This window comes from Ruegeria sp. CG1 (genome assembly GCF_056537265.1).
On sequence record NZ_JBQFRF010000001.1, the window covers coordinates 841,077 to 857,105 of the forward strand.

General features: G+C 55.9%; 15 protein-coding genes and 1 tRNA gene. 3 read left to right on the forward strand and 13 right to left on the reverse strand.

Features of this window, described 5'->3' with window-relative positions:
* Window positions 1-26: 26 nt before the first annotated feature.
* Window positions 27-293 (reverse strand): EutN/CcmL family microcompartment protein, encoded by a 267-nt coding sequence (locus tag ACR0AU_RS04275; protein ID WP_480795314.1) that lies wholly within the window; start codon window positions 291-293, stop codon window positions 27-29.
* The gene (locus tag ACR0AU_RS04280) at window positions 293-1,585 is read right to left on the reverse strand and encodes a glutamine synthetase family protein (RefSeq protein WP_480795315.1); all 1,293 of its coding nucleotides are present in this window, start codon (window positions 1,583-1,585) and stop codon (window positions 293-295) included. The genes ACR0AU_RS04275 and ACR0AU_RS04280 overlap by 1 nt, the downstream gene beginning before the upstream one ends.
* A 92-nt stretch (window positions 1,586-1,677) precedes the next feature.
* On the opposite strand from ACR0AU_RS04280, the gene ACR0AU_RS04285 reads away from it, so the two are divergent.
* Window positions 1,678-2,817, forward strand: a complete 1,140-nt coding sequence (locus ACR0AU_RS04285) for an FAD-dependent oxidoreductase (protein WP_480795316.1) — start codon at window positions 1,678-1,680, stop codon at window positions 2,815-2,817.
* On the opposite strand, the gene ACR0AU_RS04290 is transcribed toward ACR0AU_RS04285, so the two are convergent.
* The 5 genes from ACR0AU_RS04290 to ACR0AU_RS04310 all read right to left on the reverse strand — a co-directional run bounded on the left by ACR0AU_RS04290 (window position 2,814) and on the right by ACR0AU_RS04310 (window position 7,011).
* Window positions 2,814-3,164, reverse strand: coding sequence for a hypothetical protein (locus ACR0AU_RS04290; RefSeq protein ID WP_170421281.1), 351 nt, complete (start codon window positions 3,162-3,164; stop codon window positions 2,814-2,816). The genes ACR0AU_RS04285 and ACR0AU_RS04290 overlap by 4 nt on opposite strands.
* A gap of 88 nt (window positions 3,165-3,252) precedes the next feature.
* Entirely contained in the window at window positions 3,253-3,897 is a 645-nt protein-coding gene (locus ACR0AU_RS04295; RefSeq protein ID WP_480795317.1) for a type 1 glutamine amidotransferase, read from the reverse strand.
* A gap of 50 nt (window positions 3,898-3,947) precedes the next feature.
* On the reverse strand, window positions 3,948-5,372 hold the full coding sequence (locus ACR0AU_RS04300; protein ID WP_480795318.1) for an FMN-binding glutamate synthase family protein: 1,425 nt from the start codon (window positions 5,370-5,372) through the stop codon (window positions 3,948-3,950).
* Window positions 5,357-6,070, reverse strand: a complete 714-nt coding sequence (locus ACR0AU_RS04305; RefSeq protein WP_170393282.1) for a GltB/FmdC/FwdC-like GXGXG domain-containing protein — start codon at window positions 6,068-6,070, stop codon at window positions 5,357-5,359. The genes ACR0AU_RS04300 and ACR0AU_RS04305 overlap by 16 nt, the downstream gene beginning before the upstream one ends.
* Window positions 6,067-7,011: a class II glutamine amidotransferase domain-containing protein gene (locus ACR0AU_RS04310; protein WP_480795319.1), complete on the reverse strand. Its 945-nt coding sequence runs from the start codon at window positions 7,009-7,011 to the stop codon at window positions 6,067-6,069. Before ACR0AU_RS04310 ends, ACR0AU_RS04305 begins: the two co-directional genes overlap by 4 nt.
* 128 nt (window positions 7,012-7,139) lie before the next feature.
* On the opposite strand from ACR0AU_RS04310, the gene ACR0AU_RS04315 reads away from it, so the two are divergent.
* Window positions 7,140-7,811: a GntR family transcriptional regulator gene (locus tag ACR0AU_RS04315; protein ID WP_170405336.1), complete on the forward strand. Its 672-nt coding sequence runs from the start codon at window positions 7,140-7,142 to the stop codon at window positions 7,809-7,811.
* Window positions 7,812-7,869: 58 nt separating this feature from the next.
* On the opposite strand, the gene ACR0AU_RS04320 is transcribed toward ACR0AU_RS04315, so the two are convergent.
* The gene (locus tag ACR0AU_RS04320) at window positions 7,870-9,177 is read right to left on the reverse strand and encodes an aminotransferase class I/II-fold pyridoxal phosphate-dependent enzyme (RefSeq protein ID WP_480590620.1); all 1,308 of its coding nucleotides are present in this window, start codon (window positions 9,175-9,177) and stop codon (window positions 7,870-7,872) included.
* 96 nt (window positions 9,178-9,273) lie between these two features.
* On the opposite strand from ACR0AU_RS04320, the gene ACR0AU_RS04325 reads away from it, so the two are divergent.
* The gene (locus ACR0AU_RS04325; protein WP_480795320.1) at window positions 9,274-10,152 is read left to right on the forward strand and encodes a LysR family transcriptional regulator; all 879 of its coding nucleotides are present in this window, start codon (window positions 9,274-9,276) and stop codon (window positions 10,150-10,152) included.
* 107 nt (window positions 10,153-10,259) lie between these two features.
* On the opposite strand, the gene ACR0AU_RS04330 is transcribed toward ACR0AU_RS04325, so the two are convergent.
* The 5 genes from ACR0AU_RS04330 to ACR0AU_RS04350 all read right to left on the reverse strand — a co-directional run bounded on the left by ACR0AU_RS04330 (window position 10,260) and on the right by ACR0AU_RS04350 (window position 16,001).
* A tRNA-Ser gene (locus ACR0AU_RS04330) sits at window positions 10,260-10,349 on the reverse strand.
* Between the two features lie 64 nt (window positions 10,350-10,413).
* Window positions 10,414-11,241, reverse strand: a complete 828-nt coding sequence (locus ACR0AU_RS04335) for an exonuclease/endonuclease/phosphatase family protein (protein WP_170645941.1) — start codon at window positions 11,239-11,241, stop codon at window positions 10,414-10,416.
* 87 nt (window positions 11,242-11,328) lie between these two features.
* Entirely contained in the window at window positions 11,329-13,782 is a 2,454-nt protein-coding gene (locus ACR0AU_RS04340; RefSeq protein ID WP_480795321.1) for a DUF3772 domain-containing protein, read from the reverse strand.
* Complete coding sequence (locus ACR0AU_RS04345) at window positions 13,782-14,816, reverse strand: cysteine synthase A (RefSeq protein WP_170732000.1); 1,035 nt, start codon at window positions 14,814-14,816, stop codon at window positions 13,782-13,784. Before ACR0AU_RS04345 ends, ACR0AU_RS04340 begins: the two co-directional genes overlap by 1 nt.
* Window positions 14,817-14,882: 66 nt before the next feature.
* Window positions 14,883-16,001, reverse strand: coding sequence for an NUDIX domain-containing protein (locus tag ACR0AU_RS04350; protein WP_480795322.1), 1,119 nt, complete (start codon window positions 15,999-16,001; stop codon window positions 14,883-14,885).
* Window positions 16,002-16,029: the final 28 nt, after the last annotated feature.

Below are 16,029 nucleotides of genomic sequence, written 5' to 3' on the forward strand. Positions count from 1 at the left end.
AAATTTAGATGTTTGGTGTTCTTGGTTCAGGTCGTGGACACGCGATCCACAATCGAGATGATCGCCAGATCGACGGGCGCGGTGGACAGACCGGCGGCCATACGCGCCGCCGAGCCGTTGACCAGCAGAACCGTATCCCCCACCCCGGCACCGCAGGTGTCGACGGCGACCCGCGCCGGTTCGATCACCTTGCCTTTGCTATCGACCAAATCCGTCACCAGCAGTTTCGTACCAACCAGTTTTGCGTCTTTGGCCGTGGCTGTGACGGTCCCGGCGACCTTGCCCAAATGCATCAGAAGGTCCTCAGGTAACGGTCCAACTCAACCGGAGTGACCTGTTGATTGAAGAATTCAAGCTCGCGCTCGGCCTGTTGCAATACCAGCTCCCACAGCATTTCGCCCATGAGATCGCGAAGCCATTCGGATCCTCGCGCCAGTTCGATCGCCGTTGGCAAGTCGGTCGGGATCGGATCGCCGATCCCTTCTTCGTAGCCGTTGCCAGTTGTCGGTTCTGACGGAGCCAGGCCCTGCTCGATCCCGTCCAGCCCCGCTGCTATCTCGGCTGCCAGCAGAAGGTAGGGATTGGCATCTGCACCAGCGTCACGTTTTTCTACGCGCACCGCGCTGTCGGATCCTTCAATGACCCGAATACCAACGGTCCGGTTGTCATAACCCCAGCTCGTGTTGATCGGGCAGAAAGTATAAGGCTGACGGCGTCGATAACCACTGACGGTGCCACTGCCACAGATTGCCGTTTCGCACATGCGTTGTTGGAGCCCGGCGATGAAGGATTTGCCGGTATCGTTTATCTTGCCGTTATCGGCAAAGACGTTCTTGCCGTCTTTCCAAAGCGAGTAGTGTGTGTGGAAGCCGTTGCCGGACTGATCGAAGAACGGTTTTGGCATGAAGGTTGCCAGATAGCCGTGGGCGATGCCCAGCTGGCGGATCAGCGACTTAAACAAGACGACACGATCTGCCGCTGCGAGCGCTTCGCCGTAACGGATATTCACCTCAATCTGACCCGCAGCGTATTCGGGGTTCGATTGTTCGATGGGGATACCGCATTCGTTGATCTGCTGACGGATCGGTCCAACGATGTGCTCCATCCGCGCAGCACGGCCCAGACCGTAGACCTGGATCCCGCTATCGCGCGGCTGTCCGGTCTCCGGATCCAGTAGATAGAATTCAAGTTCAGTACCGACATTGACCTCGAACCCCATTTCGCGGGCCCGTTCAACTTGACGCACCAACGCCTGTCGAGGGTCGATCGGAACCGGCTTGTGATCCATACCTTCCGCCCGACCAAAGCAAACAGCGACGCCTGGCTCCCACGGCACAGCGACGGGCTGGGTCATTGGGAAGACGTGCATATCGGGGTAGCCGTTGTCGAAATTGACATAAGGCGTATCCCAGACGTCGCACGTCATATCGATCGCCATCAATGCAATCGACAGCGCATTGCCGCTTTTGCAGACGTGGTCCCAGTGGCTGGCCGGAATGCGCTTGCCGCGCATGATGCCGTTGAGGTCACCCACACCGAGTATGACGGTGTGGGTACCTTCGGGCAGATCAAATCCCGAACTCATTGATGCGCTCTCCCTGTTTTTTGGCTTTATAATTGTTGTATTCTGTATACAGTATTCACAAAGACAATCGATAAACAAGGAAAATCTGCATCATGTCCAAGAACTCGGTCATCGTTGTCGGAGGCGGCATCGTCGGCGTCATGACGGCGCTTACACTGCAACGACGTGCTGAGGCAGTGACTTTGATAGATCGCTGGGAACCGGGACATTCCCGTGCATCTTCAACGGATTACAACCGTGTCATCCGTGCGATTTCCGGGCGGGATGAGTTCTATACACGTTGGGCCCGCGAAAGCCGCCTGCGCTGGCTGGAACTGCAAGCCGAGAGCGGCCAGAACCTGATGTATGAATGCGGTGCGCTGATTCTTGCAACAGGCGGTCATTGCGACTGGGAGAACACCACAGCCGAAACCTTCGACCGCGTTGGTGTGCCCTACTACAAGTTCGGACGGCAGGACATCGAATCGCGATTTCCGCAGTTTCGCGTTCCTGACATCGAATACGCCCTGTTCGAACCCGAAGCCGGAATGTTGATGGCGCATCGCTGCGTCCTGACCGGGCTTGAGCTGTTTCGTCGAGCGGGCGGGATCGTACAGCGCGGTCGCGTGACCACCGATGGATCAGAGCGCCCAATGCTGGATGGAAAGCCGCTTGAGGCTGATCTTATCATTGTCTCAACCGGCCCCTGGATGGCGGACATGTTCCCCAGGACGATCAAGCCGATATCGACGGTGGTTGGTGTGAATGTCCTCTATACCTCGACGCCAGATGGGTCCGAGGAGTTCGATATGAGCCGAATGCCCTGCTGGATCGATCATGGTCAGGGCTCATTCGGGCTGCCCTCCTCCGAGGGTTCAGGGGTAAAAGCGGCAGTCGTCATCCCGGACAAGATCGATCTGGACAATGACGAAAGGCTAATCCGACAGGAAACGCTAGGACGCACTCGCAGCTATATCCGTCATCGTCTTCCGGGCCTTGAGGGTGAGCGGGTGGTGGATTCCAAATTCAACCAAATCATCCTGACACCTGACACGCACTTTATTGTCGACTGGCACCCCGAGCATGAAAACGTGCTGTTCGCCGGAGGCTGCTCGGGACATCTGTTCAAACACGCGCCGGTTTTTGCAGAGTTTGCGGCCGGTGTTGGAATGAAGGATTTCGGAACGGCTGATCGTTTCAAGATCACTGGTCGAAGAAAACTGAGCCCAAAAGAAAGTCCAAGCGGGCGTTAAAGGTCCGACAGAGCACTATAAAAACCTGAGTTCGGGCACTCCTCCTGGGGCAAGCGATTACCTGATCGAATTGCATCGCGGCAGGTTTTCGCCTGACGGCAATGCCCACATTTTTCTGCAAGCTCAAGGCTAAGCTCAGGATGTGCATTGAGATCATCTTCGCTAAGACCAAACTGACTTGCCATAGAAAGGATACGCTCTCGCGCATTGGGCGCGCCAGAGCGCAACATGGCCAAATCAGCGCGGGAAAGGCCGAGATCCGATAGCTCCAGATCGCTGATACTTCCCTCGCGTGGAGCATTCACAATCCGCGCAATCCTCTCAAAGAAATCCTTGTATCCCGTCATTGCCAAATCTCCCAACCGATTGCGTATACAGTATACAAAATGCGGCTGGCTGGACTTGATTAGGATCAAGAGCCGTTCGCTCAAACGCTTATTGTTCAGGGACGTATGCACCGCGAAAAAGCTCTACTGCTTGAAGCGCTGCAATATCGTCCGGCACCTTTGCCGCGTTGATCGAGGACATCCCATCATCCGCCTCCGTAGCTGACAAAAGCACCTCTCGACCTCTGGTGAACAGATCGCGCAAGTGATGCGCCTTGTATTCGGGATGAAACTGAACAGAGCGGGCAGGAAAATCATAATCCAGTGCACCAACTGGACAGTGGCCCGCTGATCCGGTCACCCGAGCCGAGTCCGGAATGCTTGTTACCTGATCCTGATGCCAGACATATGCATCCACGCTATCTCCGCCATAGTTGAAGGGCCGTGCACCAACGACATTGCCTACCTCGACTTTCTCGGCCCGACCACCATAGACGTCAGCCATGATCTGATGTCCGAAACAGATACCAAAGACTGGAATTCGGATTTCTCGACAACGGTCCAGGAAGGCACGTAGCGGCTGCATCCAATCCGTGTCATCATAAACGCCAAATTCAGATCCGCCGACTATAGCACCGTCGAAATCGCTCTCGTCCGGGAGCGGTTCTCCATCAACAACCCCGACTACTACGAACTCGGCTTCCGGTAGGTGTGGGGCGATCCACTCCTGTATCTGCTGTGAAGTCCGCGGCATTCCCTCCAACAATGGCAGCGGGTGGCTAGTCAACTCAAGAACTGCGATTTTCACCAGTCAAAAGCCCTGTCAATTCCAGCCATTTTCACCCCAGTGAAAGCTGACGCTTGAAAACTAAGCGCACGCAAGTCTTCGGTTTCCAGATTGTGTACCGAGGACTTTCCGCAGGCTTTCGCAAGCGCTGTAATCTCCATGGTCATGGCCGTCAAATAGCGCGCAATGCGCTCCGCCCCGGCATTCGGGTTCATACGAGCTTCGAGACCTTCATCCTGCGTCGCAATGCCAACCGGGCAACGACCAGTGTGGCAATGGTGGCAGGCGCCCGGCGAGGTTCCCAACGCCGCGTAATCTTCGAGATAGCGCGGACTGTTGCATCCTAGCGCAACCATGGCCGCGTTGCCGATCATCACAGCGTCAGCACCGAGGGCCAGACACTTCGCGGCGTCCACACCGGACCGAATGCCACCGGCAGCGACCAGAGAGACTTTGCCGGTCATGCCGCATTCGTCCAATGCTTCACGCGCAGCGCGAATGGCGCTCATCGTTGGGATTCCGGTATGGTTTAGCAATAGCTCCGGAGACGCGCCGGTGCCACCTTCGGCACCATCAACTACTACAACATCTGCACCCGCTTTGGCAGCAACTGCCACGTCAAACCGGGGACGTGTCGCACCCATCTTGATGAAGATTGGCACCTGATAGTTGGTGGCGATGCGCAATTCTTCAATCTTCACTGCCAAATCATCAGCGCCGAGAAAATCGGGATGGCGGATCGTAGATCGCTGATCCACACCTTCGGGCAAAGTTCGCATCTGGCTGACGCGCGGGCTGACCTTCATGCCCAGCAGCAGACCCCCGGTTCCGGGTTTCGCACCCTGCCCCACGACAAGTTCCAAGGCATCCGCGCGGCGCAGATGATCCAGATCCACACCATACCGCGCGGGTGACATCTGATAGAGCAGGCGTTGGGAGGCTTCGCGCTCCTCTTCCAGCATGCCACCCTCACCCGTGCAAGTCATGGTTCCTACTTTCGAGGCCCCATAACCCAGCGATGCCTTGGCCGATGCCGACAAAGCACCAAAGGACATTGAAGCGATGTAGATCGGGATCTTCAATTCAAGCGGGCGCTCCACAAGGCCGCGCCCTCCACCCAGTACGGTCGTCGTATCGCAATTCTCGCGATAGCCTTCCAGCGGCAGACGGGTCATCGTTGCAGGAACGAATGTCAGATCATCGAAGGTCGGCAATTGCTTGTTGAACGTGTTGTATCCACGTACCTGATAGCGCCCAAGCTGCGCCAGCGCGTGAACTTCCGAGATCGCCTCAGGTGTCCAGCGGGTCGAACCTCCTTCATCATACGACGAAGGAACGCCAGCCGGGCGGCCGTCGATCGCTCCCGCATCGCGGAACCTGATTTCCTCTTCCGAGGCAACGTCGAACGGATATTCGTAAGGTTTACTCAGATCATGAGCCATGCGCTTGCGTCCCTGCTTTCAAAATACCAAAGACGCTGGCCCGAAACCATTTTGCGCCAATTTCGCGAACTGTCGACAAGCCCGAGCGGGTCGAGGATCGCATCGACCTCGGCCACTTCTTCAGCAGTCGGTTCGATCACGTCGACATCCACACCCAGGCTGTCGACCTCGCCAGCTACCCAGACCTCACCTTCCCAAAGCGCATCAGCACAGGATTCCCCCGCTCCGCCAAGCGCTATGATCCGACCGGAATGCGCCATGAAGCCGGACTGATAGCCAATCTTTCCTTCGACGACGATGTTTCCACCTTTCATCGCAACGCCGACCCTTGGGCCCGCATCGCCTTTGACATGGATCGTGCCGCCGATCATCGCAGCACCACAGGACATACCGGCATAGCCACCGACAGTGATGTGCCCTTTGGCCATACCTTCGCCAACGGCCCACCCACAATTGCGCTCAATTGTGATGTTCGCCCCGGTGTTGAGGCCGCCGCAGTAGTACCCCACAGAGCCCTCAAATGTGATATCCACATTGTCTGGCAGACCCACGCCCAAATTATGACGAGACAGCGTATCTACCACGCGGATCGGCCGACCCATTGTGCAGGCTTCCATTATCTCACGATTGACCTCGCGGATATGTCGCTTGCCGACTTCGATGACGATCTCATCCATCTTTGCAGCCACCTCATTCATGCCGCCAAACTCCGGTTTCCGACGCCCCAGATACCGGTCAGCGACGGGCCGTCGTAGTTGATCACATCGCATTCCTCGGTCATCACCCGGCGGACCGCTTGTTCTTCGGTCGCAGCCGCCAGATCGCCATTGCGGTTGACGACGACCAGAGGCTTCATTGCAAATCGGTCTTTGGCAAACCCAATCCCGTTTGGCGTTGCGATCATGTAGGTAAACACACCATCGATAGAGGTAATGGACTTCTTTAGCGCCTGCTCCATGGTCAGGCCCGCCTTCATCTGGTCGCTGACCCAGACGGCAATCAACTCGCTGTCATTCTCAGTCAAGAACCGATAACCCATTCGGGTCAGCTTATCGCGCCAAGTGAAGTAATCGGTGATCTGCCCGTTATGTACGATCGCGACATCCGAAAATGGGCGCGCCCAGAACGGATGCGATGCGTTAGGCAATACCGAACTTTCCGTCGCAAGCCGCGCATGCCCCAGCCCATGTGTTCCTATCATATCGCGAACGCCGTGCTTTTCTGCCACGGCTTCGGCACCACCAATATCCTTGATGATCTCAAGACTGCGGCCGCAGGATTGAACTTCAATGCGGTCTGTCAGCTCATCCGCGTCCGTGACCCAGGCTTGAAGATTCCTTGGGTCTGAAATTTCCATCCGAAAGCAATAGTGACGACTTTGGTCCGTTACGATTTGGGGGTCAGACAGAAAGCTGCTTCCGTGTTCACGCAATATCGTTTCAAACGCGGAGAGATCCGCATCCTGTTGAGACTTGTCGAATCCCATTCCGCGTAGAACGTATCCCGTTTCTCGTGGCAAACCATAAACGGCGAAGCCAGTGCTGTCGGCGCCTCGATGTTCCTGCGCATCCATCAGGTCAACAAGATCCGCCCCAACCTTCCCGGGCGCGGCCAGTATTCTACCAGCAATTCCACACATGAAGAGCTCCCTGTTCATTCTTTCTTGTATACTGTATACAGTACACGAACAATAGCAACCCCATTCGCCTTGGCAGCAGTTGTTTTATTGAATACAGAATTCATGAAGGACAGAAAGAGAGGCTCCGAGTGGCTCTGAAACAAATCAAAACACAACGCAGACGCCTGGCGGACGAGGTCTATGACCAACTGGTCGAAGCCATCATGAGTCGCGAGATCACCGGTGAAGATCGGCTAGTGCAGGAAAAGTTGGCCGCCGAGTTGAACATCAGCAGGACGCCTGTACGCGAAGCGCTCATGCGGTTGGAGACTGAAGGCGTGTTGGAAGTGGCCGCCAGCGGCGGATTTCGACTGGCGCGCATGGACCAGACCGAGGTTCGGCAACTATACCAGGCACGCGCAGCCATCGAAGGTCAAGCCGCGCGCATACTTGCGGTACACGCTGAACCAGAGGTTCTTGATCGATTGCGCGAACTCATTCGTCGCGAAGAAGATCTGAGCCAGCCGACGACCCGAGACTACTTTATCGCAAACCGGCGCATTCACCGTGCCTTCATGGTTGAGGCGGGCAACAAATTTCTGATCGACATGTTCGATATGATTTGGGGCAAAGCAATGGCGTTCCATCTGTTTTCGGCGATTGAAAACGTCGATATCTCCAAATCGCTCGGAAACCACCTGACCCTTGTTGACGCGATTGCGACGGGTGATGTCACCGAAGCGCTGGAGACTTTCACCAGCCACATTCAGGAAGGTTTCGACCTTCAGATCGAAGGTCTGAAAGAAGCGGATAATGGCTAAACCGCGTTTCTGATCGAGCGGCCAATCAGGGCCTGTGACCTGATTGGCCGCAACTGGTTCAAATCACAAAATGCAACCTGTCGAACTCACCGCGCCATCCAGATACCTCGGATAGAACGGATTCACCGCTCAAGCCACGTCGGATCAGTTCTGCCAGACGCTCTGCATCTCCTGCTGTCATACCCCACCGGACCAGCTCGGGCGTGCCGATCCGTAGGCCATTCATGTCGCCTTCCACCGGCTCAACTGGCAATCCGATGCCACATGCCAGAAACCCGGATTTACGAAGCAGTTTGGAGGCAGTCTGACCGCCACCATACGGCGCTGCCAGTACCGCGAATTGATGCGAATTGGTGAAACCCTCTCCACCCGCGAAGACCGGAACACCTTGCGCATCCAACGCGGCAGCAAGTGCTTTGGACATCGCAATCATCTCATCTGCATAGGCTGAGCCGAACTCTTTCCAATCCAGCATGGTGACGGCAAGTGCAGCCGTTTTTGCGGCATCAAAGTTGGCTGTCATACCGGGGAAAGCAATTGCATCCAGCGCCTTGGCGATTTCTGCATCGTTCGACACAATCAGACCCCCGGCCGGTCCGCCCAGGCTTTTGTAGGTACTCATGGTCATGAAATGCGCACCCTCCTTCAGCGGGTTGCACCACGCACGCCCTGCGATGATGCCGCACTGATGGGCGGCGTCGAACATGACCTTTGCGCCAATTTCATCTGCTATGGCACGCACCTCGGCCACAGGATGCTCAAACAGGTTCAGACTGCCGCCTATCGTGATTAGCTTGGGGCATTCGGTCTTCGCCAATGCCCTCAAGCGTTCCAGATCAACGGTATACCCATCCGCATTGACGGGGGCCTCAATAGAGCGCAGACCAAACAGCCCCGCACACCCCGCCAAATGATGAGTCACATGGCCACCAATCGATGCTGGCGGAGCGATTATCGCATCACCGGGTTTGCAGGTCGCCATAAAACCATAGAGGTTGGCAATTGCGCCCGAAGGCACGCGAACCTCGGCGAATTGCGCGTCGAAAACATCGGCACACAACTCTGCTGCGATGACTTCGATCTCTTCGATCGCCTCCAACCCCATTTCATATTTGTCACCGGGATATCCCAGCGATGGTCTGGACCCGATGCCTGACGACAAAAGTACCTCGGCCCTTGGGTTCATGACATTTGTCGCCGGGTTGAGATTGAAGCACTCTTTTTCGTGAATGCGCCGGTTTTCCTCTGCCAGATTCTCGATCCGGGCCAGTAAATCGCCAGACGACAACGATGCGGCCTTGGTCGCGATATCCTGAATCAGGGTTTCGCTTGCGGCAGGCACCCAGTCTCTTTGTACAAGTGTCATCTGACATCCTCCTGTTTTTCGCAGTTTGGCGGCTTTCGCGTGACACCGCAAAGCAGAATTGTTATTTCTTGGCGTAGAAAAACTAAGGCTAGATCGATGAGTGTCGCCCCCAAACGCCCCAAGGGACCTCCGCTGAATGCAATGAGGGCGTTCGAGGCCGCGGCGCGGCATGTCAGCTTTGTCGCGGCGGCGGAAGAGCTGAACGTTTCTCCGGGTGCGATCTCACAACATGTAAAGGCATTGGAGGGTTGGGCAGGTGCGCCGCTGTTCCGCCGCAACGCGCAAGGGGTTGAACTGACGCCCCAAGGTCAATCACTTGTCGCTGTCTTCACCACAGCCTTTGATCAGATGGGCGATGCCGCTCGGGCCTTGCGGAACCTCAAGCCAAATGCCGATTTTCACATCGCCGCCTTGCCTGCTGTTGCCCAACTCTGGTTGCCCATACGATTGCGCCGGATCAGAGAGTGTTTTCCGCATATCAATTTTTCGGTCACGGCGCTGGAAACACCACCCAGCCTGTCGCGTGAGATGTTCGATTTGGCGATCTTCTTCGCGACCTTGGACGAAGCACCTGACCAAATTGTGCTGTGCGAGGATGAAACCCAACCGGTTTGCGCCCCTGCTCTGCTGGATCGGGTGACCGACAACAACGGGTTTCAAGGCACTCCCTTGTTGCACGATCAGACGTGGAGCAGCGATTGGTCCACATGGTCGCGAAGCACAGGTTGTGAGGTCCCAGATGTCAAAACTGGCCCGCAGTTTTCGCTTTACAGCCTTGCCGTGGAAGAGGCCAAGGCCGCAGCTGGCGTGCTAATGGGGCACCTATGCTTACTCGAAGAGCCATTGAAATCTGGTGCACTCGTAACGGCCCACGCGCTATCCTGCCCGACAGGGCGTGCTCTAGCGGTTCAAGTGCCGGTGGCATCGCGACAAAGACCCGAAACCGATCAAGTCATCGCCTTGTTGTCAGATTGAGTCAAATCTCATCAATCCGGTGCATTGTGCACGACACTTCACATTGAAAGCCGTGCACAAAACAGTCTCGCATAGACCGCAAGGCATCTCGGATTTCATGGGGTATATGGCGGAGAGACAGGGATTCGAACCCTGGAGACGGTTTCCCGCCTACACACTTTCCAGGCGTGCGCCTTCGACCACTCGGCCACCTCTCCGGTAGAGGTGACTTATGCGAATTTCTGAACCGAGCGCAAGGCCCCATTCGCAAAAATGGACCGGTCAAAAAATACGAAAGCTGGCAACAAATGGCAGATGATCCGACACCTCATCCTTGAACGCCTCGCGCCCCATATTCATGGTCCAGTGCATTGGAAACAGTCGCAAGCTGCCGCGGACATAATCGGTGGAATAAGTGCGTGATACGGCAAAACCGTCCAGTAAATTGGCGCGACCCCTATCCAGAATATGCGAAAATCGGTCTTGCAGATCCCAGCACGAAACAAAGTCCATCATGTCATCCCCACCAAGATGGTGGAAATTGCTGACGTCCTGACCGGGGATCATGTTGAAATCACCCATCAGAAGGATCGTGCGCTGTGTCAGACCGGGGGTCGAGCGGATCTCGGCGATCTTGTCTCCGATAATCCTGCATTGGCTGTCACGTATCTGCTGCTCGGGCCGGTCTCGTCCGGATTTAAGATGCACAGCGATCAGCTTGGCCTTGAATTTGCCGACCTCGACATCGGCGATCAGGGCCTGACGTCCGCCGGGATCGTCACCTTCCGAGCCGTCGATCAGCTGCAAACCTGTCACCGAGACCCCCGGTTTGTGCAGAAACCCGATATGGATATTGCCGTTGGGCTGCGGCAGGATCTTGACCTGATAGTCCAGCCCCTTATCGGCCAGACCCAAGGCCAGCCGATCGATATGTTCGATGGGGCTGACCTCGACCAGAGTGATCAGTTCGGCGTCCAGCAGGGCCAGCCCTTCGATTTGATGGGTGACCCGGTCACTGCTGGCTGGAATACCCAGACTTGTGTTTACTGGATTGAAGCCGGCCAGATTCCAGACGGCAATACGCGCGAGGCTGTGTGAAAATGTGACCATCAAAATTCCTCCTGCAAATGACTTCAGACTACATCAAAATGAAACAGTCCGATAACCATTTGCGGGAAAATGCCGATCGCATCACGCTCAGTGGTTGTCGCCCTCGCCGTCCTGATCCCCTGCCGCGTCCAGATCGTCTGCTGTCATGTCCACTGGTTTTGTCGATGGCGCTTGGGGTGATAGGTCGTCATCCACGGCAGAAGCATCATTGGACGGATCGGACTGACCCGTCAGTACCTCAGGGTTACGGAGCCACAGGTCACGCTGCGCGAACGGGATCTCGATGCCTTCCTCAACGAACCGGCGATTGATCTCGTGGTTCATGTCGGATTTGACAGACAGCACCCAATTCACATCCCGCAGGATCGCGCGGATTTCGAAATCCAACGAGTCTGCACCGAAGCCCTGGAACACTACGCTGGGCGCGGGATTGGCCAGAACCATCGGGTGCCCGTTTGCGATCTCGCCCAGAATAGTTTCGACCTTGCGGGTATCGGTACCATAGGCGACGCCTACAGGCACGATCACTCGGCCAATCGTATTGCCCCGGGTGTAATTCGTAACCACCCCACTGATCAGGTCCGAGTTTGGAACGATCACATCCGTCCGGTCGAACGTCTCGATCCGCGTCGACCGGACTGAGATATCGCGCACATATCCCATCATCCCGTTCACATCGATCCAGTCACCTTTGGAGATAGGACGCTCAACCAGCAGGATGATCCCTGAGACAAAGTTCGATACAATGGTCTGAAGACCGAAACCGATGCCGACCGACAAAGCACCCGCCACGATCGCAAGCGAGGACAGGTCAAAACCGGCAACCATGATAGCGATCAGTGCAGCTAGAAAAATTCCGACATATCCGGTACCCGACACGATGGCATTCTGCCCGCCGGGATCAATGCTGGTCTTCGGCAGCAGTGAATTGCGCAGCCCGCTTTGCAGCAAACGGGTCAGCGTATATCCAATGGCGAAAATGGCAACGAACGTCAGGAAGTTACTGGGTGAAATCGTAACCCCGCCAATATCGAACCCCAGCAACAATCGCGACCAAGCTTCAAGCAGATCCGTCTGGCGTGCGCCCCAGTAAAGCGCTAATATCGGCAACGCCAGAATGGCAAGCGCGAACCCGACCAGAACCGAAAACAGTGAATCGCGCGCGGCGTCGCCCTGCCCCGAAAGCCAGCCATACACTGTACCGATAAATCGCTGCACGATCACCAGTGCTGCAATCAGAACCAGCGTTTTGATGGCAGGAAATACGATAGCTTCGGCAGCGTTGATGTATCCGAAGGCCCCCAAGATTGGAGTCGCAATCCCAAGCATGAACAAGGCGCGCCGCAAGAACTCGACCAATTGGCTGAACCCTGCGCCACGGCGGGTAGCTTCCTGGTCCGTCTGTTCTTGCTGAGGCTCTGATTGGCGGACCTGACGCACACGCAGCAAAAGAAGGGCCGATACCACAACGATCGGGAAGCCAACAACGGCACGGGTCGCGTCCGAGATATTCTCGATCTGCTCGAACAATTGCGCCAGCTCGTGCAGAATAAGCATGACCGCCAACAGGTCGATATAAACCCGCAATTCTCTGATTTTGCCTGCGGACAGTCTTTGGAAGTTCTGCGCCGCTCCCATCAGATAGACCTGCCGGCCGATCCAATCAAAATAGAAGATAATCGCGGCCCAATAGGGGATTTGCTGGAACAAAAGTGTACCGCGCAGGCCCAGCACGCCAGTTAGCACGACAGCGGTGACCAACGCCAACACGCCCAACCAAGGCAATAGAATGCGCAACAGCGAGACAATAAAGGTCCAGACCCCGCTGCCGCTACCTCCTAGCGAGCGGAGATATTCGCCGCCTTTCTCGGACCATTTGCGCCCAAACAGCAATAGAACTGCTGAAACAACCAACAGCACGAGAATGCCAAGACCGCGCTCGCGGATTTGTTCGCGCACCACATCAGAGCGCAAGTTTTCGATGGTTTCGTTAATAAGGCTGTGCATCGCCTCTTTGATGTCGACCCAAGCTGGTCCCCAATAGACGGGGTTGAGCGGCGACGGCCCGCGTTTCAGCATCTCTTTCTTTTGTCGGTCTCGGACTATCCGATCAATTTCGCTGATCAGCCCATTCGCGCGACTGAAAGCCTCTTCCGAGATGATGCGGGGAACACGCAAACTGTTCAGTTGTGTTTCGAGTTGCGCACGCAGCTTGGCAATGTCTTCGGCCTCGCTTTCCCCTTCAGCCGGCTTTGGGCCAAGCGCCTTGAGTTGGCTTTCCAGCGTCTGAATACGATCGGTGTTGGCACCTCGGGCTTTGTTAAAGTCTTCGCGATACTCATTTATTTCCGAACGCAAATTCTCTAATGCTGCGTTGGATGCACGGTTCGCGCGAATAACAGATTCCGCCCGGTCCGCCGTGCTGACCCAGCCCTGATAATATTCGCTCTGCCGGTCAGTAAGTTGGGCAGAGGCGATCCCGCCCAAACCAATCAAGCAGAATAGCACCAGAACCAGACACAGGCGGACCTGTCGCAGCATCACACGTCCTCAAACACGCCAGGAATACTGCGCGGCGCTTCGGTCATCCAATCGGGCACGGGAAGTTCCTTTTCACGCAGGAATTCAGGATTGAACAGTTTGGATTGATAGCGGGTGCCGTAGTCACACAAAATCGTAACAATGGTGTGCCCTGGCCCCAGTTCTTTCGCCAAACGGACGGCACCGGCAATGTTGATCGCGGTTGACCCGCCCATCACCAGACCCTCTTCGCGCAGCAGATCGAAGATATAGGGCAGCGCTTCGCTATCGGTAATCTGCCAGGAATGGTCAGGTGTGAACCCTTCGAGGTTCTTGGTAATCCGCACCTGTCCGATACCTTCTGCGATAGAACCTCCCTCCATCGCGATCTCACCAGTGGTGTAGAAGGAATAGAGCCCCGCCCCCATCGGATCAGCCAAACCGATCTTGACACCCTTGGGCTGCAACGCTTCGGCCACCCCGGCCAGAGTACCACCCGATCCAACGGCACAGATGAAGCCATCGACTTTACCGCCGGTCTGCTCCCAGATTTCGGGACCAGTGGTTTCCACATGTGCCTGACGGTTGGCGACATTGTCGAACTGATTGGCCCAAATCGCGCCATTTGGTTCGGTTTGAGCCAATTGTTCGGCCAGTCGGCGCGAATAATGCACAAAGTTGTTGGGATTACGGTACGGCGCCGCAGGCACCTGCACAAGCTGAGCGCCCGCCAGGCGGAGCATATCCTTTTTCTCTTCAGATTGGGTTTCGGGAATGACGATCACCGTCTTGAACCCCATCGAGGCACCAACCAGCGCCAGACCGATGCCGGTATTCCCGGCCGTGCCCTCAACAATCGTGCCGCCGGGTTTCAGATCACCGCGCGAAATCGCATCGCGGATGATAAACAACGCAGCACGGTCTTTGACGGACTGACCCGGGTTCATGAATTCGGCCTTGCCGAGGATCTCGCATCCCGTTTCTTCGCTGACGCGACGCAGCCGGATCAAAGGTGTTTTACCGACGGCGTCGGCAAGGTCTCGTGCAATGCGCATGGCATCCTCTTGTCATATGGTATTGCAGCAGATTTACAGGTGCCCTGACGCGATCACAAGCAGGGATCACTTAGCGCGCAGTCGATCGCGGTTCCGCGCCAACCAATAAGCAAGAGTTAGAAGCGGCAGATCCTTGAAAACATGAGCATCTACCATGCTCATGAATTCATCAAACGGCAGAATTCTGCTGCGGATATCCTCACCTTCGGAAGCGAGGCCACCGCTTTCAACCGTACTAGTCAGATCCCCAAGACCGACATAGAGATAAACATATTCTGTTGACGATCCGCTGGATGAATAGGCACCACCTGCATATTCCAGTTGGTATAGTGAAATCTGCGCTTCTTCCATGGCCTCGCGGGTGGCCGCCTGCTGAGGTGTTTCGCCCGGGTCGATCATGCCAGCCACAGGCTCCCACATCCACGGCTCGGGGTCGTCGATCAGGAACACGGGCGCGCGGAATTGCTCTACCAGCAACACCGTATCGCGCACCGGATCATAAGGCAGGACGACCACTGCGGACCCTTGCATCAATCCATTGCGATGCAGCACCGGACTCATCTCGCCGTTATTCTTACGATGCTGCAGTTCAATTTCATCCATCCCAAAATAGTTGACATAGGCGCGCCTGCGGTACTGAACGATCACGTCATCCGCAACGCTCCGCTCATCCCCCGTTCCACGTTGTCTTGCTGCTAATCTGGCCCAGGCGCGTGTTCTTATGGCTGGAAAGCTGCGCACGATGTCCGAGGCATCGACTCTTCCGTAATGGGCCATCACCTCGTCTGCTGCGAATACCGAAAGCGCACCCCAATCCCTGATCCAGGTTTCAAGATCCCACGGTGCGCCTTTTTTCCAAATGTCAGTATCCGGAAAGAACACCAAGGCCTGATGTTCTTTTCCATACTCAGTCACGATTGTCTCCTGGCGCAGTTCATATTCGAAACCGCCTTCATAGAAGGCCAATCGACTACGCTCAACGTCACCTAGGCCCTGCACCAGAACGCCACTGGCCTTACTGCCCTTTTCGGTGACAATCATTGGAAAGGGTTGATCTTGAACCGCGTATACGGCGTGATCCGGCAAAACAGCCTGCATCGCCGATAAATCGCCTGCGCTGCGACCCATGACGAGTTCCAGCAAAGAGACATGGCGCAAAGTGCCATAGAAAAACAGATTGGACAAAGCAGAGGCCCCAAATTGGCAGATCAGA

Excerpts from the sequence above, each read along its gene's own strand:
- ACR0AU_RS04275 (WP_480795314.1), bottom strand. The coding sequence starts at position 293 with ATGCATTTGGGCAAGGTCGCCGGGACCGTCACAGCCACGGCCAAAGAC.
- ACR0AU_RS04280 (WP_480795315.1), bottom strand. The coding sequence starts at position 1,585 with ATGAGTTCGGGATTTGATCTGCCCGAAGGTACCCACACCGTCATACTC.
- ACR0AU_RS04285 (WP_480795316.1), top strand. The coding sequence starts at position 1,678 with ATGTCCAAGAACTCGGTCATCGTTGTCGGAGGCGGCATCGTCGGCGTC.
- ACR0AU_RS04290 (WP_170421281.1), bottom strand. The coding sequence starts at position 3,164 with ATGACGGGATACAAGGATTTCTTTGAGAGGATTGCGCGGATTGTGAAT.
- ACR0AU_RS04295 (WP_480795317.1), bottom strand. The coding sequence starts at position 3,897 with ATGCCGCGGACTTCACAGCAGATACAGGAGTGGATCGCCCCACACCTA.
- ACR0AU_RS04300 (WP_480795318.1), bottom strand. The coding sequence starts at position 5,372 with ATGGCTCATGATCTGAGTAAACCTTACGAATATCCGTTCGACGTTGCC.
- ACR0AU_RS04305 (WP_170393282.1), bottom strand. The coding sequence starts at position 6,070 with ATGAATGAGGTGGCTGCAAAGATGGATGAGATCGTCATCGAAGTCGGC.
- ACR0AU_RS04310 (WP_480795319.1), bottom strand. The coding sequence starts at position 7,011 with ATGTGTGGAATTGCTGGTAGAATACTGGCCGCGCCCGGGAAGGTTGGG.
- ACR0AU_RS04320 (WP_480590620.1), bottom strand. The coding sequence starts at position 9,177 with ATGACACTTGTACAAAGAGACTGGGTGCCTGCCGCAAGCGAAACCCTG.
- ACR0AU_RS04325 (WP_480795320.1), top strand. The coding sequence starts at position 9,274 with ATGAGTGTCGCCCCCAAACGCCCCAAGGGACCTCCGCTGAATGCAATG.
- ACR0AU_RS04335 (WP_170645941.1), bottom strand. The coding sequence starts at position 11,241 with ATGGTCACATTTTCACACAGCCTCGCGCGTATTGCCGTCTGGAATCTG.
- ACR0AU_RS04340 (WP_480795321.1), bottom strand. The coding sequence starts at position 13,782 with ATGCTGCGACAGGTCCGCCTGTGTCTGGTTCTGGTGCTATTCTGCTTG.
- ACR0AU_RS04345 (WP_170732000.1), bottom strand. The coding sequence starts at position 14,816 with ATGCGCATTGCACGAGACCTTGCCGACGCCGTCGGTAAAACACCTTTG.